26 protein-coding genes and 2 pseudogenes are annotated in these 23,488 nt (G+C 62.2%); 17 read left to right on the top strand and 11 right to left on the bottom strand.

Annotated features, from left to right (window positions below; genetic code table 11):
- Positions 1–64 precede the first annotated feature (64 nt).
- Positions 65–472, bottom strand: coding sequence for a recombinase family protein (locus QMK32_RS20185; protein WP_283477021.1), 408 nt, complete (start codon positions 470–472; stop codon positions 65–67).
- A 539-nt stretch (positions 473–1,011) separates the two neighbouring features.
- On the opposite strand from QMK32_RS20185, the pseudogene QMK32_RS20180 reads away from it, so the two are divergent.
- The 5 genes and pseudogenes from QMK32_RS20180 to QMK32_RS20165 form a co-directional block, all read left to right on the top strand.
- Positions 1,012–1,935 (top strand): annotated as a pseudogene (locus tag QMK32_RS20180) (3-oxoacyl-ACP synthase III family protein); the annotation flags it as partial.
- Between the two features lie 4 nt (positions 1,936–1,939).
- The gene (locus QMK32_RS25450; protein WP_502943714.1) at positions 1,940–2,059 is read left to right on the top strand and encodes a hypothetical protein; all 120 of its coding nucleotides are present in this window, start codon (positions 1,940–1,942) and stop codon (positions 2,057–2,059) included.
- Between the two features lies 1 nt (position 2,060).
- Positions 2,061–3,485: an aspartate aminotransferase family protein gene (locus tag QMK32_RS20175; protein ID WP_283477019.1), complete on the top strand. Its 1,425-nt coding sequence runs from the start codon at positions 2,061–2,063 to the stop codon at positions 3,483–3,485.
- Positions 3,482–4,645: an acyl-CoA dehydrogenase family protein gene (locus QMK32_RS20170; protein WP_283477018.1), complete on the top strand. Its 1,164-nt coding sequence runs from the start codon at positions 3,482–3,484 to the stop codon at positions 4,643–4,645. The genes QMK32_RS20175 and QMK32_RS20170 overlap by 4 nt, the downstream gene beginning before the upstream one ends.
- 17 nt (positions 4,646–4,662) lie before the next feature.
- Positions 4,663–5,043, top strand: coding sequence for a thioesterase family protein (locus QMK32_RS20165; protein ID WP_283477016.1), 381 nt, complete (start codon positions 4,663–4,665; stop codon positions 5,041–5,043).
- A 21-nt stretch (positions 5,044–5,064) separates the two neighbouring features.
- Here the strand turns inward: QMK32_RS20165 and QMK32_RS20160 are convergent, their stop codons facing one another.
- Positions 5,065–5,622: a CGNR zinc finger domain-containing protein gene (locus QMK32_RS20160; RefSeq protein WP_283477015.1), complete on the bottom strand. Its 558-nt coding sequence runs from the start codon at positions 5,620–5,622 to the stop codon at positions 5,065–5,067.
- 80 nt (positions 5,623–5,702) lie between these two features.
- Here QMK32_RS20160 and QMK32_RS20155 point away from each other — a divergent pair, with 80 nt between their 5' ends.
- A complete protein-coding gene (locus QMK32_RS20155; protein ID WP_283477014.1) occupies positions 5,703–6,926 on the top strand; it encodes an MFS transporter in 1,224 nt (407 codons plus the stop codon).
- A gap of 199 nt (positions 6,927–7,125) precedes the next feature.
- A complete protein-coding gene (locus QMK32_RS20150; RefSeq protein WP_283477013.1) occupies positions 7,126–7,671 on the top strand; it encodes a LuxR C-terminal-related transcriptional regulator in 546 nt (181 codons plus the stop codon).
- Positions 7,672–8,340: 669 nt separating this feature from the next.
- Here the strand turns inward: QMK32_RS20150 and QMK32_RS25445 are convergent.
- Both QMK32_RS25445 and QMK32_RS20145 read right to left on the bottom strand, forming a co-directional pair.
- Positions 8,341–8,772, bottom strand: coding sequence for a transposase (locus QMK32_RS25445; RefSeq protein WP_502943718.1), 432 nt, complete (start codon positions 8,770–8,772; stop codon positions 8,341–8,343).
- 75 nt (positions 8,773–8,847) lie between these two features.
- The gene (locus tag QMK32_RS20145) at positions 8,848–9,750 is read right to left on the bottom strand and encodes a LysR family transcriptional regulator (RefSeq protein ID WP_283477012.1); all 903 of its coding nucleotides are present in this window, start codon (positions 9,748–9,750) and stop codon (positions 8,848–8,850) included.
- A gap of 361 nt (positions 9,751–10,111) precedes the next feature.
- Between QMK32_RS20145 and QMK32_RS20140 the strand changes: the two genes are divergently transcribed.
- The 5 genes from QMK32_RS20140 to QMK32_RS20120 all read left to right on the top strand — a co-directional run bounded on the left by QMK32_RS20140 (position 10,112) and on the right by QMK32_RS20120 (position 15,365).
- Positions 10,112–10,924, top strand: coding sequence for an EamA family transporter (locus QMK32_RS20140; RefSeq protein ID WP_283477011.1), 813 nt, complete (start codon positions 10,112–10,114; stop codon positions 10,922–10,924).
- Positions 10,925–11,096: 172 nt separating this feature from the next.
- Positions 11,097–11,636, top strand: a complete 540-nt coding sequence (locus tag QMK32_RS20135) for a putative immunity protein (protein ID WP_283477009.1) — start codon at positions 11,097–11,099, stop codon at positions 11,634–11,636.
- 382 nt (positions 11,637–12,018) lie between these two features.
- Positions 12,019–13,257 carry an MFS transporter gene (locus QMK32_RS20130; RefSeq protein ID WP_283477008.1) on the top strand — a complete coding sequence of 413 codons (1,239 nt, stop codon included), beginning with the start codon at positions 12,019–12,021 and terminating at the stop codon, positions 13,255–13,257.
- Positions 13,258–13,383: 126 nt separating this feature from the next.
- Positions 13,384–14,655 carry a glycosyltransferase gene (locus tag QMK32_RS20125; RefSeq protein WP_283477007.1) on the top strand — a complete coding sequence of 424 codons (1,272 nt, stop codon included), beginning with the start codon at positions 13,384–13,386 and terminating at the stop codon, positions 14,653–14,655.
- Positions 14,652–15,365 carry a PIG-L deacetylase family protein gene (locus tag QMK32_RS20120; protein WP_283477006.1) on the top strand — a complete coding sequence of 238 codons (714 nt, stop codon included), beginning with the start codon at positions 14,652–14,654 and terminating at the stop codon, positions 15,363–15,365. Before QMK32_RS20125 ends, QMK32_RS20120 begins: the two co-directional genes overlap by 4 nt.
- A 5-nt stretch (positions 15,366–15,370) precedes the next feature.
- Here the strand turns inward: QMK32_RS20120 and QMK32_RS20115 are convergent, their stop codons facing one another.
- Positions 15,371–15,616, bottom strand: a complete 246-nt coding sequence (locus QMK32_RS20115) for a hypothetical protein (RefSeq protein WP_283477005.1) — start codon at positions 15,614–15,616, stop codon at positions 15,371–15,373.
- A 77-nt stretch (positions 15,617–15,693) separates the two neighbouring features.
- Positions 15,694–16,614 carry an IS3 family transposase gene (locus QMK32_RS20110; RefSeq protein WP_502943713.1) on the bottom strand — a complete coding sequence of 307 codons (921 nt, stop codon included), beginning with the start codon at positions 16,612–16,614 and terminating at the stop codon, positions 15,694–15,696.
- 125 nt (positions 16,615–16,739) lie between these two features.
- Between QMK32_RS20110 and QMK32_RS20105 the strand changes: the two genes are divergently transcribed.
- The gene (locus tag QMK32_RS20105) at positions 16,740–17,903 is read left to right on the top strand and encodes an IS30 family transposase (protein WP_502943712.1); all 1,164 of its coding nucleotides are present in this window, start codon (positions 16,740–16,742) and stop codon (positions 17,901–17,903) included.
- A 3-nt stretch (positions 17,904–17,906) separates the two neighbouring features.
- Here the strand turns inward: QMK32_RS20105 and QMK32_RS20100 are convergent.
- Positions 17,907–18,095 (bottom strand): annotated as a pseudogene (locus QMK32_RS20100) (IS3-like element IS987 family transposase); the annotation flags it as partial.
- A 242-nt stretch (positions 18,096–18,337) separates the two neighbouring features.
- Between QMK32_RS20100 and QMK32_RS20095 the strand changes: the two are divergent.
- A complete protein-coding gene (locus tag QMK32_RS20095; protein ID WP_283477003.1) occupies positions 18,338–18,844 on the top strand; it encodes a DinB family protein in 507 nt (168 codons plus the stop codon).
- 412 nt (positions 18,845–19,256) lie between these two features.
- On the opposite strand, the gene QMK32_RS20090 is transcribed toward QMK32_RS20095, so the two are convergent.
- The 4 genes from QMK32_RS20090 to QMK32_RS20075 all read right to left on the bottom strand — a co-directional run bounded on the left by QMK32_RS20090 (position 19,257) and on the right by QMK32_RS20075 (position 21,516).
- On the bottom strand, positions 19,257–19,616 hold the full coding sequence (locus tag QMK32_RS20090; RefSeq protein ID WP_283477002.1) for a hypothetical protein: 360 nt from the start codon (positions 19,614–19,616) through the stop codon (positions 19,257–19,259).
- A 416-nt stretch (positions 19,617–20,032) separates the two neighbouring features.
- Positions 20,033–20,707 (bottom strand): hypothetical protein, encoded by a 675-nt coding sequence (locus QMK32_RS20085; protein ID WP_283477001.1) that lies wholly within the window; start codon positions 20,705–20,707, stop codon positions 20,033–20,035.
- Between the two features lie 9 nt (positions 20,708–20,716).
- On the bottom strand, positions 20,717–21,040 hold the full coding sequence (locus QMK32_RS20080) for a hypothetical protein (RefSeq protein ID WP_283477000.1): 324 nt from the start codon (positions 21,038–21,040) through the stop codon (positions 20,717–20,719).
- A gap of 269 nt (positions 21,041–21,309) precedes the next feature.
- Positions 21,310–21,516: a hypothetical protein gene (locus QMK32_RS20075; RefSeq protein WP_283476999.1), complete on the bottom strand. Its 207-nt coding sequence runs from the start codon at positions 21,514–21,516 to the stop codon at positions 21,310–21,312.
- A 277-nt stretch (positions 21,517–21,793) separates the two neighbouring features.
- On the opposite strand from QMK32_RS20075, the gene QMK32_RS25280 reads away from it, so the two are divergent.
- Genes QMK32_RS25280 through QMK32_RS20060 form a run of 3 tightly spaced genes read left to right on the top strand, consistent with a single transcriptional unit; the run spans position 21,794 to position 23,481 of the window.
- Positions 21,794–21,961, top strand: a complete 168-nt coding sequence (locus QMK32_RS25280; RefSeq protein ID WP_349307585.1) for a helix-turn-helix domain-containing protein — start codon at positions 21,794–21,796, stop codon at positions 21,959–21,961.
- Entirely contained in the window at positions 21,894–22,829 is a 936-nt protein-coding gene (locus QMK32_RS20065) for an IS30 family transposase (RefSeq protein ID WP_283476997.1), read from the top strand. Before QMK32_RS25280 ends, QMK32_RS20065 begins: the two co-directional genes overlap by 68 nt.
- Positions 22,830–22,863: 34 nt before the next feature.
- Positions 22,864–23,481, top strand: a complete 618-nt coding sequence (locus QMK32_RS20060) for an SDR family NAD(P)-dependent oxidoreductase (protein WP_283476996.1) — start codon at positions 22,864–22,866, stop codon at positions 23,479–23,481.
- The last annotated feature ends 7 nt before the right edge of the window (positions 23,482–23,488 follow it).

Below are 23,488 nucleotides of genomic sequence, written 5' to 3'. Positions count from 1 at the left end.
CCTGCCGCCGAGTGCTTGATCACTTTCATACCGGACTCCCCTCAGGTTGCCGGTATCTACTGCATCACGCAGCGACTTCCAACTCGTGCAGGCTGGAGTTCCGGTGTGTCGAGATAACTGAGAATTCGGCCATCAAGCCGAGCATTCCGATGAACATTTTGCCCATCGGGTCTGTCGGGTCGTAGACCTTGCCGTCTATCGACAATGCCACCCCGCGCGCGGCCAAGCGGTCGACGGTCTCGTGGAGATCTCCTGCCGACCGGGAGAGCCGGTCGAGCTTGATGACGCAAAATTCGTCACCTTCGCGGCTGGCATTGATCGCGTTCTCGAGTCCGGGCCGCTTCGCTTGCCGGCCGCTGATCCCGTGATCGATGTAGATGTGATCGCGGTGTACGCCGGCCTTCGTGAGCAACCCGACTTGAACGGCCGTGTCTTGGCGGACGGTAGAACAGCGTGCGTAGCCAACTTTCATGCCCACTCCCCCTTGTACGTCCGATCTGTCCACTAGAAACAGCGGACTACTGGACTTCAGCAAATGGACTCATAACGGACGATTTCAGAGGCTATATGTCGACGTCGATCGCACACAGACGGCCGTTCCCGTCCGTCCGGTATGACGATGGTCAAAACGCACACCCGAAGCCGCAGGAAGCTGCTCAGCTCCACATCGGCTCGCTGATGTCTCCAAAAGCGTTGACGACGGTCTCCGGGACAGACGTGAGGCCGTGGAGCGCTGCGGTGCTATCAGGCGGCCTGAAGCAGCACCGTCCAACATCCGGTCGGCGAATACGTGGTGCAGTGCCTCCGTATCACGAACGGCGCAGATACAGCGAAATTGCGGACCTTACCGCCTGAGCGCCGAAGAACGGTTCACCCAAGCGTGGTCGAGGGAAACAATGCATGTCCCGAGATGTCGGGACATGCACAAACCTTCCGGTCCTCATAGCGTTGAAGTTGCAGCTGACGGGATCCAAAGACCCACGAAATCACTGAAACGGGAGCGTTTAGCGAATGCAGAATGCATCAGAACCTCTAGTAGCGACCACCGTGACCGGAACGGGTTCGTACGTGCCCGACACATGCGTGTCGTCGACGGAGATGGAAGCGCGCCTCGGTCTGCACGACGGCTGGATATTTGAGCGCACGGGAGTGCTCGAACGCAGAGTCGCCTCCCCGACACAGGCCACATCGGACCTTGCGACCATCGCGGCAACGCATGCCCTGACATCCGCCGGGGTAAGCGCAACCGACATCGGCCTGATCATCGTGGGCACCTCGACACCGGACAGTCCACTCCCCTCGACCGCCTGCATCGTGCAGGCGCAGCTCGGTGCCGCCGCTGCTGTCGCCATGGACATAGACGCAGTCTGCACCGGCTTCGTCTATGCACTCGATGTCGCACGGAAGATGATGCAGGGCGACCCCGAGCTCGACCATGCCCTAGTCATCGGAGCTGATGTCTACTCCCGCATCCTCGACTACACCGATCGACGCACCAGCGTGCTGTTCGGAGACGGCGCCGGCGCCGTCGTATTGTCACGCTCGAATGCCGGTGCGGCCATCAGCCATTCGAAGTTGGGTAGCGACGGCACCTTGTCCGACTATGTCGGGATCGTCGGCGGCGGCAGCAGACGGCCTTTGACCCCAGACCGTCTGTCCGATGGAGAACAGTTTTTCCGGATGAACGGTCGCGCGGTTCGCGACTTCGTCCACGACCGACTCCCGCAGATGATCCATGAAGCGCTCGACGCTCGAGGACTCGTCGCGGCCGACATCGACCTGTTCGTTCCTCACCAAGCCAACGTCCGCATCCTTGAGGAGGTCAGCAAGCACCTCGGCTTCGCCCACGACCAACTCGCTATCACCGCGGACAGATTCGGCAACACCGGAGCAGCGTCGATACCCATCACGCTCGACTACGTGGTGCGACAGGGGGGGCTTGAGCAGTGGCGGCAGAGTCCTGCTCGCCGGATTCGGAGGCGGCATGACATGGGGCTCGATCCTGCTCGAATGGCCGGCATCCCCTCGTCCCGCACAGTCGACCACGGGCGGTGAATGACATGACTGTCATCGAGACCTATCAGCAACGGACTCCGTTGTCGCGGAGACACTTCGACGCGGCGTCGCTCGCGATCCCCGGAGGGGTGACCCGCAGTCTGAATGCCTGGCCGCCCTACCCGACCTACATCGATGCGGGAGATGGAAAGCACCTGCGAGATCTCGACGGCAATCGGTACCGCGACTTCCTCGGCAACTACACGGCACTGCCGCTGGGCAACACCAACGAGGCGGTCCGAACCGCGGTGACTGACCAACTCCGAACCGGCAGTGTCTACAGCTTCTCTGGCGACCTCGAAGCTCGGCTGGCGGCCATGATCGTGGGGCGCATTGCCGGTATGGAGAGGGTTCGCTTCACCGGCTCGGGAACGGAAGCGGTGATGTTCGCGCTGCGCCTGGCGCGCGCGGCGACCGGGCGACCGAAGATCGTGAAGGCAGAGGGCGGCTATCACGGCACTGTCGACGACGTGATGGTGTCGAACAGGCCACCCGCCGACCTCGCCGGCCCTCGCGACCGGCCGAACTCGGTACCGGAAATGCGCGGCATACCCGAGAGTCGGGTCCACGACACGGTGATCGTGCCCTTCAACGATCCGGAGGCGACGGAGGCGATCCTCCGCCAACATCACACGGAGCTCGCTGCGATCATCGTCGAACCCATGCTCGGCGTCGGCGGCATGATTCCGGCCACCGCCGGTTATCTGCAGCGGCTGCGATCGATCTGCGACGAACTCGGAATCCTGCTCATCTTCGACGAAGTCATCACCCTTCGACTCGCAGTCGGGGGGGCTCAGAGCTTCTACGGCGTCACTCCTGACCTGACCACCATGGGGAAAGTCATCGGCGGCGGGCTTCCGATCGGAGCGTACGGCGGTCGTGCCGACCTGATGGCGCTCCTCGAACCCGGCCGAGGAACAGACGTCTACGATGCACGCTCCGGCGGTCCCGTGCTCTATCAAGGGGGAACATTCACCGGAAACGCCCTCAGCCTCGCAGCAGGAATAGCAGCGCTCACCCAACTCGACCATCCTGCACTCACCGCGCTGAACGCACACGGAGACCATCTCCGCGACACCCTGAACAACCGACTTCGAGGTGCACGACACCAGGCCTGTGTCACCGGTAGAGGGTCGCTGTTCAATGTGCACATCGGGCCCACCACCGTCGACACCTTCCGCGACACCCGTTCCGTCAACGCTTCCGGTCAACACGATTTCTTCCTCGGAATGCTCAACCGCGGGTTCGTCCTGGCCGCCCGAGGCATGGGCTGTATCTCCACCGAACACGACACGCTCGACATCGACGACTTCGTCGATGCCGCGATCGATGCGATCGCCGACCTCGCACCCCGCCGCGCAGACATCTCGTCAGGCTCTGACGCCGCGTCAACCGATCTCTCCCCTCAGCCGTTGGAGGCCACCCAATGAACCTCACCTGGACACCCGAACAACTCGCGCGACGAGAGAAGTACCGAGCCTTCGGGCGAACCGCAGTCGCACCCGGCGCCGAGGACCGAGACGCGACCGGCGACTTTCACCGCTCCGCGTGGAAGGAGTTAGCCGCGTCGCAGTTCTGGCTCTCGCATGTCAGCACCGACGTCGGTGGCCACGGCGGAACACTGTGGGATTTCCTCGCCAATCTCGAGGGTCTCGCCACCGGAGCAGAAGACTCCGGATTCGTCTTGAGCGCCGTCGCTCACGCGGGTCTAATCCACGTCCTTTCCGAGCACGGAACACCGGAACAGCAGCGCCGCATCATTCCGGCACTCACCGGTGGGGCGCTGGGCGCGACGGCGGCGACCGAACCCCAGGGCGGCTCCCACGTGGCAGCGGTCGCGACCACCGCCAGACCCGCCGCTCACGGGGGGTGGACCCTCACCGGACACAAGAGTCACATCACCAACGCCCCTGCGGCGGACCACCTGCTGATCGTCGGACGCATGCCCGAGCTCGGCAAGAGAGACATCACACTGTTCGTCGTCGAACGCGGACGCGCCGGGCTCAGCACCGGAGACCACGAGCACCTGCTGGGACAACGCACCAGCCCCACCGGGCCCATTTACTTGCAGGACGTCGCCGTGACCGACGATGACATCGTCGGCGAGCCGGGTAATGGACTGGCGACGCTCTACAGCTTCCTCGCGTTCGACCGCCTCATGTACGGCATCGTCGTCGCCGCCCAACTGGAAGCGGCCTTGCCCGGTGCCATTGCTCGCATCACCGACCGCCACGCCTTCGGCTCCCCTCTGGCCGAGCACCAGATGATCCAGGACAAACTCGTCACCGCGCGGACCACCATCGAATCATCCCGGCACCTGGCCTACGCGGCGGCAGACGCCCTGATTCGTGGCGACGATCGTTTCAGCGTTCTGGCCTCCTGCGCGAAACTCGCAGCGTCCGAGGGCGGGGTCCATTCCGCACTTGAGCTGATGCAGATCTTCGGACACTCGGGCTACGAGCGGACGCAGCCCCATGAACGGCGCCTCCGCGATGCTGTCGCGATCCGGATCGCCGGCGGAACAACGGAAATGCAGAAGAAGAACATCTTCAAGGACACCGCTGAGCGCTTCGCGCCGGCGGCGACATGAGAATCGGAGACTACGCCATGAGAACAGTGCAGATGCGACAGTTCGTCGAGGTGAGGCCGGAGGATTGCGCCACCCAGTGGGGAAACGACGGCCTCGACGTGCTGTCGACACCCACGATTCTGGGAACGATGGAACGGTTGTGTGTCGAAGCGTTGGCACCCGCCCTGAGAGTCGGGGAGATGACGGTGGGCACCGGAGTGGAGATGTCGCACACCGCTGCAGCGCTTCTGGGGGAATTGGTGAGCTACGACATCGAAGCTGCCGTCGACGGCCGGCGCATCGACGTCACGTTCACCGTGACCAGCAGCGACCAGACCGTCATCAGCCGAGGCCGTCACTCACGGGCCACGGTCGACGCCCGGCGCTTCAAGCAGAAGCTGGGACTCATTCCGGACTGACTGTGGACCGGGCGCGGTTGGTCACCGGATGGGGCGCTGCCTCGCGCGGTGGGCGGTGACTTTGGCGATGGTGCCGCACGCACGCCCCTCGGGGCCGTTCGCGTACATCCCGCACCACACTCGACTCAGGTTCGGGGACCGGTCGTAGAACACACGCTCACACCCGTGGCACGCCCTCAGCCGTCGCCACTGATCGTCGGAGACGGCGTCGACCACGATCGCCACGACGGTCGCGGCGCAGCTGCCATTGCGGGCGCGGTGCCGAACGGTGCCCGATTCGGGATGCAGGTACGTCTCCACCGGGTGCGTGTCCAGCCAGCACTGCAACCCCGGGGGGTGGTGTCCGCCGAGTTCGCGTCTGATCTCGTCCAGGAGCGCGCGTAGTCGGGCCAGTTCGTCTGCGGCCGGACGAGGGAACGCACCGGAGAACTCGGCACCCCACCGCTCCGGCGCAGAAGCGATCTCGGTGAGGTGGTCTACGGGGACGCGGGTGTCATGGGAGATCGTGCAGGTGTTGAGCAGTGTGCGAACGTCGTCCAACGCTCCGGGCGCGGGGTTGCGCGCGTACTCCTTCACCACGGTTCAACGGTACACCTGCACATGTAACCTTCATAATGGAGTGTGATGGTTACACATTTGCCAACCAGGGGGACGACGCCATGCGTACGACATCGACCGAGACAGTGACCGTGATCAGGGCGCGCGGATTCAGCGCGTGGTTACTCGCGACAATCGGCGCCCGCCTTCCGATCGCGATGGCGCCGCTCGCGCTCGTCGTCGTCGCCGAACAGGCGACCGGCTCCTACGGGTTCGGCGGCGCCCTGGTCGCGGCCCACACCGTGGGCGAGATCGCCGGATCTCCCCCGATGGGAAGGCTGGCCGACCTCTGGCCCAGCCGGTGGAACCTCGCGGCCGTCCTCGTCCTGCAGGGCGCCGGGTTCGCGGCGCTGTCGTGGTCACTGACCATGGAGCACCCGCAGTGGTTGCCAGTTGTTCTGGCGGTAGCAGTCGGCGTGATTGCCGCCGGGGTCCCAGGGGCGCTCCGGTCTCGGCTGACTCAGATGGTGCCCGCACCGGCCGTGATCAAAGCGCTGTCCATCGACAGCGCGATCAATCAAATCTGTTGGGCTGTGGCTCCGGTCGTCGTCGCCCTGCTGGCCGTGACCGCCTTTTCGTCGATAGCGCTGCTGATCGTGGCAGTTTCCCCGCTTCTCGCAGTTCTGGCCTGTATCGCCCTTCCTGAGTCAGGATCGGCACCCGAGACGGCCGCCGGCGGTTTCGTCTCGCTCGCCCGCCTGCTGCGCACGACACTGGTTCTCACGATTGTTCTTCGGTTGGCTCTGGGAATCCTCGCGGTCGCCGCGATACCGGTGTTCACCGATGCAGATCACGCCGGTCTCGCCGGCCTCGCGCTCGGGTTGTATGCGGCCGCCACAGGAACCGGCGCTGTGACACTCGGGGCGCGGCGGCCACTTCATCGGGATGCGCAACGAGACGTTGCGTTACTACTTGCCCTGCTGGCAGCAGTGTTGATTCCTACGCTCCTGCTCGCCTACAGTGTGGTGGGGCTACTCGTGGTGTTCGTGCTCGCCGGTTTTGTCGAGGGGCCCACCGTGGTCGCATTGTCGGTCCACATCCAGGACAGCGTGCCCGTTCCGTGGCGCGCCACCGGGTTCTCGGTGCAGTACGCCGCACTGGGCGTCGGGTTTGCGCTGGGAAGCCTCGCACTGGGCCCACTACTCGATGTCACCTCCCCCGCCGGCGCCGTCTCGGCCGTCGGAGCAGTCATGTTCGTCTCCGCATGCACAGTTGCTCTGCTTCGCGGACGCGAGATCACGCGCTCACAGCGGAACACCTTCCCTGCGAGTACCCACTCCGAATAGTCGCCCTGTCGACGTAATAACAGGTTGCAGCGCCGGATCGTGGCCGAAGCCTCCACTAATACGGCCGGCGGTCGCTCCTCGCTGCCTCGGCCCGGCGGTCAGCTACACGACAACACCCTTACGATTCGACACCGGACGAGTCTCACATGCGATTGACACGACTCGTCATCGCTGCTGACCGCCTCTCTCCGGCGCGGCCGTGAAGATCGGAGTGGTTATCGACCACGCTGTCCTTCTTGGATATGTGTTGTCAGCGATCCAGGAGACGCGCCCTCTGATCGCGGTGCATTCGCACAGTGCTCGACACCTGCCCAGCGACATCCACCTCTTGGTCATGGAGTACACCAACGAACGAACCTCGCTCAGCGACCAACCCGATCACCTGCGAATTTTACTGGAAGTCTCCGCGACCGGGCGCGTCGCCCGCATCGAGGCCACCGACACAGTGCCGAGAGCGACTACAAAACTCGTGTGGGACCTCGGCCACCGGATCCACGCTTTAAGCAATGGTTGCATCGACAGCCCAGTCCCCAGCAACCGAACGAACCGAGGTCAGTTTTCCCAACGTGAGCGTGACGTCCTCGCCGGCCTCGCCGCAGGCCTCACACGCCGTGAGATAGCGCGCAACCTCGGCATCAGCATTCACACCGTCGACACGTACAAGTACCGCGTAAAAGAGAAGGCGCGGGCCGAAACGATGGCGGATCTCGTCAGAACTGCCATCGAGCTGGAAGACGCCAGCTGAAGAAGACCCTCCGGTCGGGCGGCGATTTCTAGCCTGGCGGGGTGTGCCACATCCGATCGTTTCTGGCAGCTGCCGTGCTGACATTCAACAGGCCCGAAGGGATTGCTGACTCGGCGATGATCGCCGAGGCTGTCGGCGGCACCGCGCACGGGGTTTAGGTGACATCCGGTGACACCTTGACCGCAGTCCTCGGTTTCAAGGACCACCTAAAAGATAACGGGCGCCGGTTAGTGCAGTCAGCTCTTGAAACTGACGGTGGTGTTTGACGATGGTCAAAACGCACACCGGAACCCGCAGGAGCGATCTGAGGGTGGTCCGGGCAATAGGCGTTGACTCAGACTCAAGATTCCTACAAGCGCACTGGACAATGGGGCGATGGGATCAAAACCCGGCGATTTCGCCTTGACGATGGACGAGTTGCGCGTCGTTGCGCGTTTCGCCGCAGACAGCGCAGAGACGGTACTGTCGATATCTTGATCGTGAATGCTGGCCGTTCACCGAGCACTCTTACTTCGCTGCGGCCGATGAGGACTGGATTGACATCTACACGACAATCGCCCCGGCGAGAAGCCGCACGAGCTTCGCAGCGATGAAATCCGCACGTATGCAGCCGATCTCGATCGCACGCTCGGCGAGTTCTGTCGCCGACGATGAATCTCATCTCGGGACCTACCGTGGCCACACGGATGTGGGCACCGGACGATCTCGTCGACCGTGCCCGCCGCCACAACTCCGCCTCCTCATTATCCGACATTCCTGGTCGGCCGATCTTCGACACCCGCACCCTCCTTCAACTGGACTGTTGCGCTGACCCTTTGATTGAAAGGATGCTTTTTTCAGGAATGAGATGTCTTTCTCCTGGTCAGCGACCTGCTTGCGGAGACGGGAAAGTTCGGTGCGCTCGGCAGCAGCCAACGGTTCGTCGCCGGTGGCAGCTGCGGCGTCCCTGCGCCGACGCTCGTCGGCGACCCAACGCCCGAGCAGTGCTTCGTTGATGCCCAGTTCACGGGCGACTTCGGCGATTGTGCGGCCGGAATCGATAACCCGGCGGGCGGCCTCGACCTTGTACTCGGTGGTAAACGACCTACGCTTGCCGGATATGAGGACCTCCTTCCAACGAAACCATCGGTCCCGCTATCATGCTGTCCACCATCTGGGGTGAGCCTCAGAAAGTCATCAGTACCGTCGGGCGGTCTGCTCGAGTAGTTGTAGCGTCCTGCTGATCAAAGGTTGGCGGCTGCTACCCGCTCGAACACACGTCAGCACACGGCGTATCGGAAGATTTGACCCGGATAGAACAATCCGATGGACACCGGGTGTATTGAGCGGTGCCATGCGTGGGTAAAGGCACACACCCATGCCTGCTTTGACCAACGCCAGGACGGCATTCCACTCGTTGGCCTGGTGCCGAAAGTTCGGTACGAAGCCTTCCATCGAGCAGGCGGCCTCGATGAGACGCCGTTGATCTATGTGAGGCTCAATCCAGTACTCACGATCAGCATCCTGTAATCGCCCTGTCTCGAGCTGACCCAGCGGACCATTGCTCGCAGCCACGAGGTCCTGAGGATCGTCGAGCAGGGTTTTCTGCTCGAATCGGGGATCACCGAACGGCAGGTTGGTCGGTGCGGCGATAACCGCCACATCGACGCTTTGCTGCAGCAATAGGGTCAGACTCTCGGCAGTGCTCGCCTCGCGAACCGAAACCGTAACCCTATTGCTTTCCTTTGTCAGCGAGTGCGCTGTTGGTGCCACGAGTGACGGTATTGCGGTAGCAAACCCACACATTGCCAGGTGGCCAGTTAGTCGTTCATCACCTGTAACGAGGAGGTCGAGATCTGCGCGAGCCTCCTCCCAGACAGCAGCCGCCCGGTGTGAATACCGCAACAAGGTATGAGCCGCTGGTGTCAATCGCACTGACCGGCCTTCGCGTTCGAGTAGGGATGCTCCGACATCGTCCGACAGTTGGCGGATCTGTTGCGAGATCGCTGATGGTGTCAGATGCATGACCCGTGCGACTTCTGCTATCGAGCCGTGGTGTTCGATCGCTCGTAGCGTCTGCATCCTGCTGGGATCGATCATGTAGCTCACTCTTCACTATTTCGGTAGCAAAGACTCGCTTGACCTTACGAACAGCTCGTGCGGAACTGAAGTCATGTTTGAATTCATTTCTCGGACAACAGAGCTGCGTGGAACGCCGCGCACTCTAGTTCGCCGACTTCGTCGCACACCCGCAGTGGTACTTGTGTTGTGCAGCGTGTCGAGCGTTCAGTTCGGACAAGCGCTTGGCAAACGATTGTTCGACACAATCAGTTCCGAGGGGGTCGTAACACTGCGTTTGGTGATTTCGACAATACTTGTTTGTGCGGTCGTTCGCCCTGCGCTACCCAGGACCAGGCGCGATCTGATCTTGGTGGGTTCATTTGGAACGGCTATCGCCGGCATGAACATTGTCTACCTCGCATTGCAGTATCTGCCAGTGGGCGTGGCCGCCACCATCCAATTACTCGGCCCACTGACAGTCGCGATCTCGATGTCACGCAAATATCTCGACATCGGGTGGTCGTTGCTGGCAGCAATAGGTTTGGCGTTGTTCGCCGTACCGTCCCTCAGCAGCAGTGTGGGTCTGCCCCTGACGGGAATATCTTTAGCAGGGTTGTCGGCGGTATCGATGGGCGCGTACGTCCTGTTGAGCAAGAAGGCGGGAGCCGCTTCGCTAGATGGTAGGTACCTCGCGCTAGCGCTGGTGTGGGCATCGGCTCTGTGGTGCCCTTTCGGGATCGCTGCCGATGGTGTCGGTCTTGTGCACCCCGGTACCTTCGCCATGGGATTTGTCGTGGCCGTCTTGTCCGCCGCGGTGCCATATTCATTGGAACTGGTAGCTCTGCGCAAGTTGAGTCCACGCATCGTTGGCACTTTGCAGAGTCTGGAACCGGCGGTTGGTTCCCTGGCCGGATTGATTGTGCTCAGCGAGTTGCTGACACCCTCTCAATTGATTGCCGTGGCGTGCGTCACTGTTGCATCCGTCGCCTCCGTCTCGACCTCTCGTCAACGACGATCTAAAGACGACCAGATAGCCGAGATAGACGAGATTAAATATGATCTTGACTCGGCTGGAATCGAAACAATTGGCACTCAACGCAGCACAGAACCCCGTGCCCCCAATCGTCCGGATTGGGCCAATCGAAATCGACCCAGAACCGCAGGCGCACGCCGCAGAAACGAACTCAGACGCGATCGCCGACCGAACGCCTGACCAAGCGCGAACCTCGCCGACAGACGAGGTTACGAACCACAAGCAATCGGATGGGTTTGCCACACTCGCGAAGTTGATCGATTCATGCCCCGAAATGCAGCGTTTCGTGTTTGAACAGCGATTAATTTGGACTTGGCTTCGGATTCCTACAAGCGCATAGGACAATTAGGCGATGGGACCAGTATCCGGCGATTTCGCCTTGTCGATGGACGAGTTGCGGATCGTTGCGCGTTTCGCTGCATACAGCGCGGAGGCGGTACTGCCAGATTTTGAAGCCGAACTACCGGACGACCCGCGCCCACGCGCAGCGCTGGCCGCAGCACTGACGTTCGCGTGCGGAGCACCACGAACCAACCTTCAACGAACGACCGCGGTCGCTGCACACCGCGCCTCGAAAGAAGCAACTAGCGAGGCCGCGCGACTTGCAGCACAAGCATGTGGCGACGCAGCCGCAGCCGCGTATCTTCACCCGATCGCCAAACCGACTCAGGTCGGCCACATCTTGCGCTCCGCGGCATGCGCGGCTCGCGTGGCTGAGTTGAAGGCGGGCGGCGATGAGGCCGCGGCCATGAGCGCGATCACCTCAACGGCTCACCATGCCACCCTCAAACTGAGAGACGTGCTGAACCGGTACCCGCTGGCACCTAGTGGAACCGGCAGACTCGCGCAGATCATGAGCGCACTTGACGTCTTCCTGCGGCACCAAATCTAGGACCGAAGCTGGTGTTCCCGAATCGACGGTGTTCCGGTCCGGTATGACGATGGTCAAAATGCACATCCGTAGCCACAGGAGGCAGCTCGGGCTCTGCTGGAAGTTCGGCCGAAAGACGGCCCACCGAAGAGCTTGAGCGCTGAGCTTCTGCTGCCCACCTGTCAGTTTCAGAAGACGACTGCACTTTTCAGAAGACGACTGCGCGATCGGCGGAAGTAACTGTGGCCCAGACACGCCACCGTCACTTGTTGTTTAGTCGGTACTGGTTGACGCGATTCGGACGGCGTGGTTTGCTTTGGGTGTTCACACATGATGCCGCAGCATTCCTGCCCGTCCGGGGATGTAGGCACTTGATTCCGACAGGGCGACCGCGAGGGTTGCCATGTCTGTTCCCGTTCGTACCCGCCGTCAGACGGTGGCGTTGTGGACTATTTTCTTCGTCAACGGTGCTGTTCTGGCAAGTTGGGCGCCCCGCATCCCACAGGTCAAGTCCGAACTCTCGCTGACCGACGGCCAGATGGGGTGGGCGCTGCTCGGGGTCGCGGCTGGTTCGGTGCCGGCGTTGATCGGTACTGCACGTCTGCTCCGGTCGGTATCGGCACGATCGGTCTGCATCAACTCCTCCGTCATTTTCGCCGGCGCGTTGCCATTGATCGCTCTCGCGCCGAACGGATGGTCTCTCGGTATCGCGCTGGCTGTGCTGGGGGCAGCCAGCGGATGCCTGGATGTGGCAATGAATACTGCTGCGATCGAGTACCAGAATCGCGAGGGGAAACGGATTCTCTCGCGACTGCACGGCGGGTACAGCCTGGGAGTTCTCGCCGGAGCTGCGTCCGGTGCGATCGCCTCGAAGTTCGGGATCACTGTTTTCGAACACTTTGCGGCCGTCAGTGTCGTTCTGTTGGCGTTGGCCGTTTCGGTGTCTGTATCTCTTCCTATATCGGCTTCGCGCTCTGCTCCGCCTGCAGGTTCGGGGAGGGCAGCAGACCCAGCCGGGGATGGTCTGCGCTCGGTGTCCGATCGGGTCGCCCACATGCTGGCGATTCCGGCGGTGGTAGGTCTGATGGCGATCGCGGCCTTGCTGGTCGAGGGGATGGTCACCGATTGGTCCGCTCTGATGGTCTCCCGGGACTTCGCCGGCGGCGCCACGGTCGGTGCCACCGCAATCGTGGTGTTCAGTAGCGCGATGTTCCTCTCGCGTTCGTTCGGTGACTTCGTCATCGAACGACTCGGGTCACAGATGACGCTGGTGTACGCAGCGCTGGTTATAGCAACGTCGACACTCGTGGGAGTGGTTCTCCAGCAAGGCCCGTGGGGCGTCGTGGTGGCCATGGGCTTGATCGGTATCGCTCTCGGTCCTCTGTTCCCGCTGCTGATCACCGAGGCGGGTCGCCGCAGCCGTGCAGGTATCGCGACCGCGACCGCTCGTGTCAGCGCCATCGGATACGGCGCATATCTCGGCGGGCCTCCGCTCGTAGGTTTCCTCGCCGATCACACCGGACTGCCCAGTGCCTTCGTTCTGGTCGCCTGTACGTGTTCGATCGTCCTCGTGGCTGCATCGTCATCACTGCGGCGCCACCCATCTCCTGTCCCTTCATCCAGCCAGTTCGCCGAGAGGTAACTCATGCCACACGTGACCGAAGTCGCCGTAGCACCATACGATTCATCGGCTCTCACATCCGAATTACCTCCAGGACGGTGGAACTCGCTGATCGAGTCAGCTGACCGATACCCCGGTGGGGCCACGATGTGGCACATCAATTCCACATCGGCAGGAGGAGGCGTCGCCGAGATGCTGCACCCCATGATCGGCTTGGCCACGGCTCTCCGAGTACCGGCGCGGTGGCTGGTGATCGATGGGCCACCGGAGTTTTTCGAGATCACCAAACGCATCGACAACGGAGTGTCCGGTATCGCAGGAGACGGCGGACGGCTGGGAGAACCGGAAACGTACCTCTACGAACTGGTTTCAGCCGCCATCGCTGATGAGCTGGCAGCGTATGTTCAGGCTGGTGACCGCGTCGTCCTGCACGACCCCCAGACCGCCGGGTTATGCGCCGCTATGCGCGAGCTCGGTGCGACGGTGGCATGGCGAGCGCACAACGGCGCGGACCGAGCCAACGAACATTCCGTTCGATCCTGGGAATTCCTCCGCCGGTACATCGGCAGCGCCGCCGGCCTGATTGCAACAACCGACGAATTCCGCCCTCCCTCACTCGACGCTGTCCCCTACAGGAGCATTGCTCCGTTCATCGACCCCACCGCACCGAAAAACCGCGCATTGACCGAGTCCGATGTACTCACCCGCCTGGAGCACTGGGGCATCATCGAGGGCAACGCCCGACCTGCGCGCATACCACCCGGCTACGAGCTCTACAGGGAAGGACCACCCCCCACCGCCCGCACTCCCATGATCGCGCAGATCTCGCGGTGGGATCGAGTCAAAGACATGGCAGGTGTCATCGACTCCTTCGAGCGCAGCATCGCACCGTACACCGACGCCCACCTCACCCTGGCCGGCCCCGAAGTTACAGGCGTCGCCGATGATCCTGAAGCCGCCGACTACCTCGCCCACTGCGTATCGCGGTGGCGCCAGCTTCCCCGCGAGATCCGCCGGCGAGTCCAGCTGGTGTGCTTACCGATGGCTGACATGACCGACAACGCCCTCACCATCAATGCGCTGCAACGACATGCACTCATCGTCACACAGAAAAGCCAGTCCGAAGGATTCGGACTCACTGTCGCCGAGGCGATGTGGAAACGAACAGCAGTGGTCGCGACCGCCGTCGGAGGAATACGCCTTCAGATCCCCACCTCTCAGCAGGGTGCAACCGTGGCTGTCGACACCCCGAATGATGCGTTCGGCACAAATGTTCGCACGCTGCTCGAACAACCCGAACAGCGACGCAGCATCGGTGAACACGGACGTGAGCACATCCGTACTCACTTCCTGCCCGACACTCAGCTGATCGCGGAATTCGATTTCTTCGAACAACTCTCGATGGAGGTCACGGTATGAGTTTGCGCATCATGGCAATTGGAGCCCACCCGGACGACGTCGAGATCCTCGCTGCGGGCACACTCGCCCGATATCGAGAACGAGGACACGCTATCGCGGTCTGCATCCTGACCGACGGACGCCTGGGCGCGCCAACAGGTGACCCAGACATTGTTGCCGCAACCCGCAGAGAAGAGGCCCAAGCAGCCGCCGATCTACTCGGTGCTGAGCTGTTCTGGATCGGGCAGCCGGATGGGATGCTCTACGACAATCCAGAGACCAGGACTGCCGCCGTCGAAGCTGTACGCACATTCTCACCGAACATTCTGTTCGCCCACGACCCGAACGACTACCACCCCGATCACCGCGCGGCAAGCACGATCGCGATGAGTGCACGCCAGCTCGCCACTGCCCCGCTGTTCGTCACCGACGCCCGACCCCTGGCAACAGCACCGTCGGTCTACTACATGGACCCGCTTGGCCTCGTCGGCGATGCACCCGAACTATGGGTGGACATCTCCAGCACCGTCGACATCAAACGCCAGATGCTGTGGTGCCACAAAAGTCAGAACGAATGGCTACAGAACACCGACGGCATCGACTACGTGACCTTCATCGACAGGCAAGGGCAGATTCGCGGGCTCCAGTGCGGTGTCTCCTACGCCGAAGGATTCCGCGCCGCACGTACCTATCCCATCGAAACAGGCTGCAGCGGGCTACCCGGGCTCTGACTCGATCACGTTCTCACTTCGACAGCTAAGGACACCACATCATGTGCGGCATAGCAGGTTACGTCGGGCCAGGGCACGCAACCACAGTCCTGCTCGACGCGCTCCACGTTCTCGAATACCGCGGATACGACTCGGCCGGAGTCGCGCTGAACTGCGGGGGCGAACTCGTGGTGAGCAAATCGGTAGGGCCCGTTCAAAGCCTCGACGATGCCCTGACACCCCGGCCACACGCGAACGCGGGTATCAGTCACACGCGGTGGGCTACACACGGTCCGCCCAATCACGCCAATGCACACCCTCATGATCCATCCCGGCATTTCCGGAGAGCTCACTGCGTGAGTGCCTCCTCCGGATCGAGGGTGCGCGTCCGAGCGTAGTGGAGTTGCTCGGCGTGGTCGGGTGTGAGGTCATGGCAGTAGCTGTGGGGACGCTCGCGGTTGTAGAACGCGACCCACTGCGCGGTGGCCAACGACAATTCTGCGACGCCCGGGTAACGAGGACCGTTGTCGACGAGCTCGTTCTTGTAGTCCGCGTTCACCGATTCGGCGAGAGCATTATCGTAACTGTCGCCGACCGTTCCGATCGACGCGGCGATGCCCTCCTGCGCCAAACGGTGCCCGAAGGCGATCGCAGTATATTGCGATCCGGCGTCACTGTGGTGGACGAGATTGCTGAAATCGATTACACCGGAACGCTTTCGAGAATCAATAGCGTTGGTGATAGCTGTATCGACGAGACTGGTAGTCATCTCCGATGCCACTTTCCAACCGACGATCTTGCGGGCGAACACATCGACGACGAATGCAGTGAACGCCCACCCCGACATCGTGCGGCAATACGTAAAATCGGCAACCCACAGCCGGTTCGGTGCCACCGCACTGAACCGGCGCTTCACCAGATCTTTGGCCCGCTCCTGTGCAGGATCGGCGACCGTGGTGCGGACCCGCTTCCTTTTGAGCGCACCGTGCCATCCCATCTCCCGCATGAGGCGCTCGACGGTGCATCGAGCTACGTCAATACCGCTGCTGCGCAACATGATCCACGTTTTTCGTGAGCCGAGCACCCGTGCCAGCGGCTGCCTCGCCCGCAGAATGTGAATGGCATCGATCACCGATGCATCCAAATGAATTCGGGCACACGGCACCCGAGTGACATGGTCGTAGTACGTGGACGGGGCGATATGCATCCCGTGCTCGGAGAGCACGCTGCACATCGAGTCGACACCCCATGCAAGACCATCGGCACCCACCCGGTTTCCCTGGTGAGTGCCGATGAAGTCCACAATTATCGGTGTGGCCGGTCGATTTCGGCCGCGAAAAAAGCTGACTTAGAATCAAAGGGTCAGCGCAACAGTGCAGTTGAAGGAGGGTGTGGGTGTCGAAGATCGGCCGGCCGGGAATGTCGGATAAGGAGAAGGTGGAGTTGTGGAGGCGGTGGCGATCCGGCGAATCGATCAGCGTCATATCCCGCGGACTACGCAAGCCGCCGGGATCTGTCTTCACGGTACTGAAGTATCACGGCGGTATCGCGCCGGCGGAGTCCACAGTGCGGGCTGGTTCATTGACTCTTGTTGAGCGTGAGGCTATCTCGCGGGCAATTGTCACAGGTGACACAGTTCGATCGATCGCCTCTGCACTCGACCGTGCGCCCTCGACGGTGAGCCGTGAAATCAACAGAAATGGCGGGCGTGGCAGCTATCGTGCCGCCGCTGCGCAGGACCGTGCTGGGGCGCAGGCGAAGCGACCCAAACTGTGCTTGCTGAAACGGAATCCGGTACTGCGCGACAAGGTCGTGTCGATGCTCGACGACGAGTGGTCGCCGGAGCAGATCGTCGGGCATCTGAGAATGCGCCATGCGAATGAAACTGAGCTGGCGATCAGTCACGAGACGATCTATCGCTCGATCTACACCGCACGCTGGGGCGTCATTCCGCAGAAGCTGTGCAAGAAGCTTCGGACCCGTCGACCGATCCGAAAGAACAAGCGGCACAGCGTCAAAGGTCAGTGGTGCTCCCAAATCGTCGATGCACGACCCATCGAGGACCGGCCCGCCGATGCGCAAGACCGCAGCGTAAGCGGCCACTTGGAAGGCGACTTGGTCATTGGTTCGAGAAACAGTCAGGTAGCGACCCTGGTCGATCGCAAGTACCGCTATCTGACCATTGTGCAGACACCAACCCGGCATACGACGTCAGTTGTTCCTGCGCTGGTCAGGGAGTATGCACGGATGAATCCGGTGATGTGCCGGAGTTTGACCTGGGACCGAGGGATGGAACTTGCCGGCCACAAGCTGCTTACCGCAGCGACAGGCATCGAGATGTTCTTCGCTGCACCGCGCAGTCCCTGGCAGCGAGGAACGAACGAGAACACCAATAAGCTCTTGCGCCAATATCTTCCGAAGGGAACATACTTAGGAGATTTGACTCAGCAAGACCTCGATTCTATTGCAGCCAAACTGAACAACCGTCCACGAAAGTGCCTTGGATTCAGGTCACCCGCAGAGTGCCTTGCCGGGGAGCTTGTTGCGTTGACAGGTTGAATTTAAGGACGCCGCCTTCAATATCCCGTTCGCCCGTTTGAGTTCGGCGTTCTCCTGACGCAACTTCCGGATGACCTCTGCGTCGGCGCGTACCTCGACAGTGCTGCCGGGGCCGTCGACGGGCACCTTCCGGACCCACTGGCGAACGGTCTCCGCTGCGCCCACGCCGAGCAAATCTGCGGTCTTGCGCATCGCGGCCCACTCGGTATCGCCCTGTTCAACCAACCGGGCCACCATCTCGACGGCGTCCTTCTTCAATTCCGCCGAGTACTTCTTCGATCGTGCTGCCATGAGGTTTCATCTTTCCCTGAGACGAGCCCTCCGGAAACACCGGGACGGATCACAAAGCGGCCTCGATTCTCCACGCTCACCCCGACACACGGTGTGAGCGCTGCACGCTCAACTCCCCCACCCACCGAAAGGAACCAACGACGATGCACGACGACATGATCACCGCTGGAGATGACCGGCAGATCATCGACAGCATGCTGGACCGCAACCGACAAGCCTTGATCGACACAGCCCGGGGCCTCTGCGAATCCGATGCCCGCAAACGGTTGGTCCCGTCCCTCACGACACCGATCGCGTTGATCAAGCATGCTGCAGCAGCGGAACGCATTTGGTTCCAGAGGCATTGGGCCGGGTTCGGCGAGTCCGACTGCGACGGCTACTCACGCCGCGACGAAGGGACGTTCACCGTCTGTGACCATGAGACGTTGGCCGATGTCATCGCCGAGTTCGAGCGAGCCAGCAAGCGATCACGCGAGATAGCTTCGCGGTTCGAGCTCGACGACACCATCGACCTGCCCACCGAAGGAATCATCAGCATGCGATGGACACTGCTGCTGATGATTCAGGAATTCGCCAGGCACGCCGGCCACGGTGACATTCTCCGCGAGCAGATCGACGCCGGCGGTCAGGTCGACGGCACTCTGTCCTGACGAACACCGACCGACCACTGGGTGCACTCGTCTTCTGATAACGAAATTCCAGAAGACCACTTCACTCAGTCGCGAATCGCCTGGTCGATGTGCAGTCGACTTCTGAAACTTACACGCTCTCGATTGAGTGGATCGCGTCGTAGACGGTCGATCGCTGTTCTTCGCAGTGGGGCCGGCCGCCGTGACGATCTGTCTCATCGTCCGGCAGACTGAAGATATTGACCGATTCGGGGACATGCGGCCGCGCACTTTTCCGAAGTTCACGGCAACGCAGGTGCGTACTGCGGGCTCAATTCGACCGTTGTCAAGATCATGAACGCCCGATCCTGGCATAGCAAGGTCGGAGTGGACGGTGTCGACAATCGCTTGATTGCCGCCCACTGGGGCCTGGCCCGACCTATTCGGCGTGTGCTCAGCTCGCCATGTCGAAGATCGACAATTGCTGAGGGTCGTGCTGGCGCCGCCTGCTCGTTCGGCGTTGCGGCCGCGCCGACGTCGCTGCAACCGCGGCATCACCCCGGTCAGCCGATGCGGGATCGGCAACACCGGCACGGCGCGCAAGTTCTGCGCGAACAGCCCCGTGATCGACCGAGCCTGCTGTGCCCCTGCTTCCACGGAAGTCGGTACGCCACTGACTCGAGCCTGCCGGCGGAACGACCAGCAGAGAGTCGGTCAATCGATCGAGAAGAACATCGACTTTGTCGTGCAGCACCTCAACAGCCTCAGCGAATGCGGCATCGGAAACCGTCCGCAATGCAACCGAACTCGACATAGTCGCCATCGTAGTCTCATACCACCTCGGGTGCGTTTTCATTCGCGGCCCCTCGTAATCGTAAGAATCCCTGCGTTCAATGGTTTTCGGGTAGGGGCAGCATTCTTTGTAAGAGCTCCTCTGCCTGCTCTTCGGTACCGTCGAAGTGCTGTGGGTCATCGGTAAGCGCTGTGTGAGAGGCTAATCGAGCAGTGATTCTGAATTGGCCGTAATTGACATCGGGGATGGTCCACTGCAGATGTGGGCGCCGGACTCGGATCTGGCGACGTGGAGTTGGGATGCCGGGTGAGGTGAGCACCAACATTGCCCGATTTCGGGAAGCGCCTGTTCCGAGGCGGCGGCACGATGGTTTCATTGTCCGGTCGCTCACCGATAACGGGCTGTTACGTCAGTTCCCCTGCCGATTGCTTTCGGCGTCACTCGTGCCGATCGGTGGCGTTCGTGTGTTGTTCGAGCAGGTCGAGCGTGCGGGCGAGGAGTGCGTCGATGCGGTCCTCGACGTCGTCGTACAGCTCAGGTACCTCGGTCAACAGTGTGTGCGCGGTGCGGCGCGCCGCAATGCCGGCCTCGTAATAACCCGAACCGAGTTCGGCCGAATCATGTTCCGGCACAGACGGTACGGCGTCATGTGTGTCATCGGAGCGTTCGCGGCGTTTCTGTGGAACGGATCCGCGGCGCGGCGGCAATCCCGTCCGGTGTGCATCGACGATCTCGGCGATAGCGGCCGGAGACATCGCATCGGCGGGTAGCGGCATGTGGCCCCACCGGTCGATCGGTACCGCCACCGGGCACGCCCGCTGCGGCCACCCGGACATGTCCGGAAAAGTATCGCCGCGCAGGTGATCGAGCACCAGCGTGGTCGAGGGGTACCGGTCGGCGAACCGCAACACTGTGTCCCACCGGGACCACACCTCGCCTGGCCGGAACCCAGCAGGATCGTCAGCGGTGAGCCGAAGCCGATGGGTGCCGCCGATCCACACACTGCCCGCGGCGCCCGCGGCGAGGTCGGTACGGTCCAAGGCCGCAATCTCGCGGTAGGACAACCCTGCGGCCGCGAGGATCAGCAGAACCGCATCGCGGCGTCCGAACAACGCCTCGGTCTACCCCACAGTCGGCAGGCCGCCTGGAGCAGCGGCCAGCTGCCGGGGATGGCGGTGTCGGCGCTGCGCTCGGGCGGAGTCGAGGGCCAGACGCAGCGCCGTGGTTCGCCCGGGCGGCGGGAGGCCGGCATCGAGGTGGGCGCGGTTGATCGCCGAGATCCGGCGGATCTGTACCCGATCGCCGGCTGGGTTGTCGGCGAGAAACTCGGCCAGCGCCACCGGGGGTGCGGGTAGAGGGGTCAGGTCCGCGGCGGCGCACCAGTCGGCGAACAACGCCCACTCGTAGCGATACGACCTGTTCGAACCCGCCGCCGTGCCCCGCATATGTTGAACGGTATCGGGTGGCTCCGACATCAGCGGGGTCTCCACACGGGACCTGGTGCTTCGATTCGCGCCGGCGGACATTGACATTCCTGATCGCTCACGGACCCCCAGCCGAAATCTCCACGCTCAAGATTTCGTCAAACAGCATTTCCGAACCGTCAAGGAGTCTTGACGGTGGCTTCGGAGCTTTCATTCGTCTGCGACCCGAAAATGGCTGCGTGGTTGCCGACCGACGTGTTCCTGGTCGGCAACCACGCGCTCACTTGCGTCTACTCGGAAAGCTTGGTGATTGCCTGCGCCCACAGGAAGTACTTGTTGCTTCCGAGATCGCCGATGGTCTTGATGTTGAACGCGGCCTTGAGGTGCTCGGCGTCGCCGGCGCTGACGCCCTGCAGGGCTTCGACGGGTGCGTCGACGAGTTCGGTCAGCGGCTTGTCTTCGTATGCCTTGTCGAGCTTGTCAGCGATTCCAGCCATGGATAGGCCTCCTACGTCTCGAGTATCGGTGCCGGTTCGGCACCGTCATCCGAGGGTACGGAATCGTCCCTGAGAGCAGGGGGCGGTTTCCACTGATCGAAGCGAATCTTTGCCCGAGAGGATTCCGATGCCCAGGTGCGCGTGGAACAAGTCACCACAGGAGAGCAAACGCCGCTACTTCGAGCTGATCAGACAAGGCCACTCAGGATCGAAGGCGGCATCAACGGTCGGCGTGTCGCTGAGCTGTGGGTCGCTGTGGTTCATCGACGCTGGCAGTGTGACCTATGTCGAGAGTCCGATCAGTAGCCGCTACTTCAGCCAAGACGACCGCATCGAGATCGCCGATGGGCTGGCCCGCGATGAGCCGGTCAAGACGATTGCGGAACGCATCGGCAAGAGCTTCCAGTCTGTGTACAAGGAGATCGCACGCAAATCGAAAACCTGATGGTCGATACCAACCGTGGTACGCCCACAACCAGGCACACCAGCGTCGACGACGTCCGAAAATGCGCGTGTTCACCCACGATGACACGCTGTGCCGGCTCGTCGCCGCCAAGCTCGGTAAGCGCTGGTCACCGGCGCAGATCAGCCGGTGGCTGCGGCGACGCTACCCACGCCGCACAGCGTGGCACGTGTGCGTGGAGACGATCTACGAAGCGGTGTACCGCGGGCTGGTCCTGGCTGCCACTGGTGGGTCTTTGCGCACCGGCCGGACGTATCGCCGGCGCCGTGGACGTGGACGGTCCCGGGACGGTTCGCTCAAGCAATCTACGAATATGACGCCTATCGCGCAACGGCCAGCCCACGTGGATTCACGTCGTCAGGTAGGCCATATCGAGGGCGATCTCATCATCGGCGCCGGGCAGAGATCGGCGATCGCGACACTCGTCGAGCGCAAGACGCGATTGACCATCCTGGTCGCGATCCGTGGTGGACACTCCGCGCACATCGTCGGGGATGCTCTCATCGAGCGTTTCACGCGAATGCCGGTCTCGCTGCGGCGGTCGCTGACCTGGGACCAGGGCAACGAGATGTTTCATCACGAGCGCATCGCGGCCGCTACGGGACTGAAGATCTACTTCGCCGATCCTCACTCTCCATGGCAGCGAGGCACGAATGAGAATACGAATGGTCTTCTGCGGCAATACTTCCCGAAGGGAACCGACCTGAGCTGCTGGACCCAGGACCAGTTCGATGAAGTCGCCGCCGAACTCAACGACCGTCCGAGGTTATGCCTGAATGACCTCACTCCGAACCAGGCTGTGCGACCATGGTGGCCCCTGCACGATTACCCGATGATTCGCCACGACTAGTGGAAACCGCCGTTTCGGGACGGTCGACGTCGTCGTGAACAACGCCGGCCGTGGGCTCGTCGGGGCGGCAGAAGAAGTGACCGACGACGAGTTACGAGACCCGATGGACCTGCACCTGTTCGGGCCGGCGGCGCTCGTACGAGCGGTGCTCCCGGTCACGCGTGAGCAGGGGGTGGGGACGATTGTGCAGATGAGCAGTCAGGCGGGACGGATCGCGTTCCCGGGCGTCAGTGCCTACTCCGCGACGAAGTTCGCGATCGAGGGCTGGTCGGAATCGTTGGCCGGTGAGGTCGCACCGTTCGGCGTCCGGGTCATGATCGTCGAGCCAAGCCGGTTCCGGACGTCCTTCAACACTGCCGAGGCGTTGCTGTTTGCGCAGGAGTCGTCGACCTACGGCGCTGCTCTGGGGGCGCTGCGTTCGGAGATGATCTGTGCCGACGGGCTGCAGGAAGGCGATCCGGTCAAGGCGGCTCAGATCATCGTCTCGCTCGCTCACGGTGATGACGTCCCGTTGCGGTTGCCGCTCGGGCGTGAGGCCGTTGGTCGTCTACGCACGGGCCACCTCACCGGGCTGGCCGAGCTGGATCGCCTGCACGACCTCGCCATCAGCGCCAACTTCGACGACCCTGCCTCACCGCCACGATCGTTCTAGGCTGGGC

The sequence above is a fragment of the Rhodococcus sp. H29-C3 genome, from assembly GCF_030063405.1.
Lineage (GTDB): Bacteria > Actinomycetota > Actinomycetes > Mycobacteriales > Mycobacteriaceae > Rhodococcoides.
The sequence above is the reverse complement of the archived record's forward strand: the minus strand, read 5'-3'. Positions and strand labels throughout refer to the sequence as shown.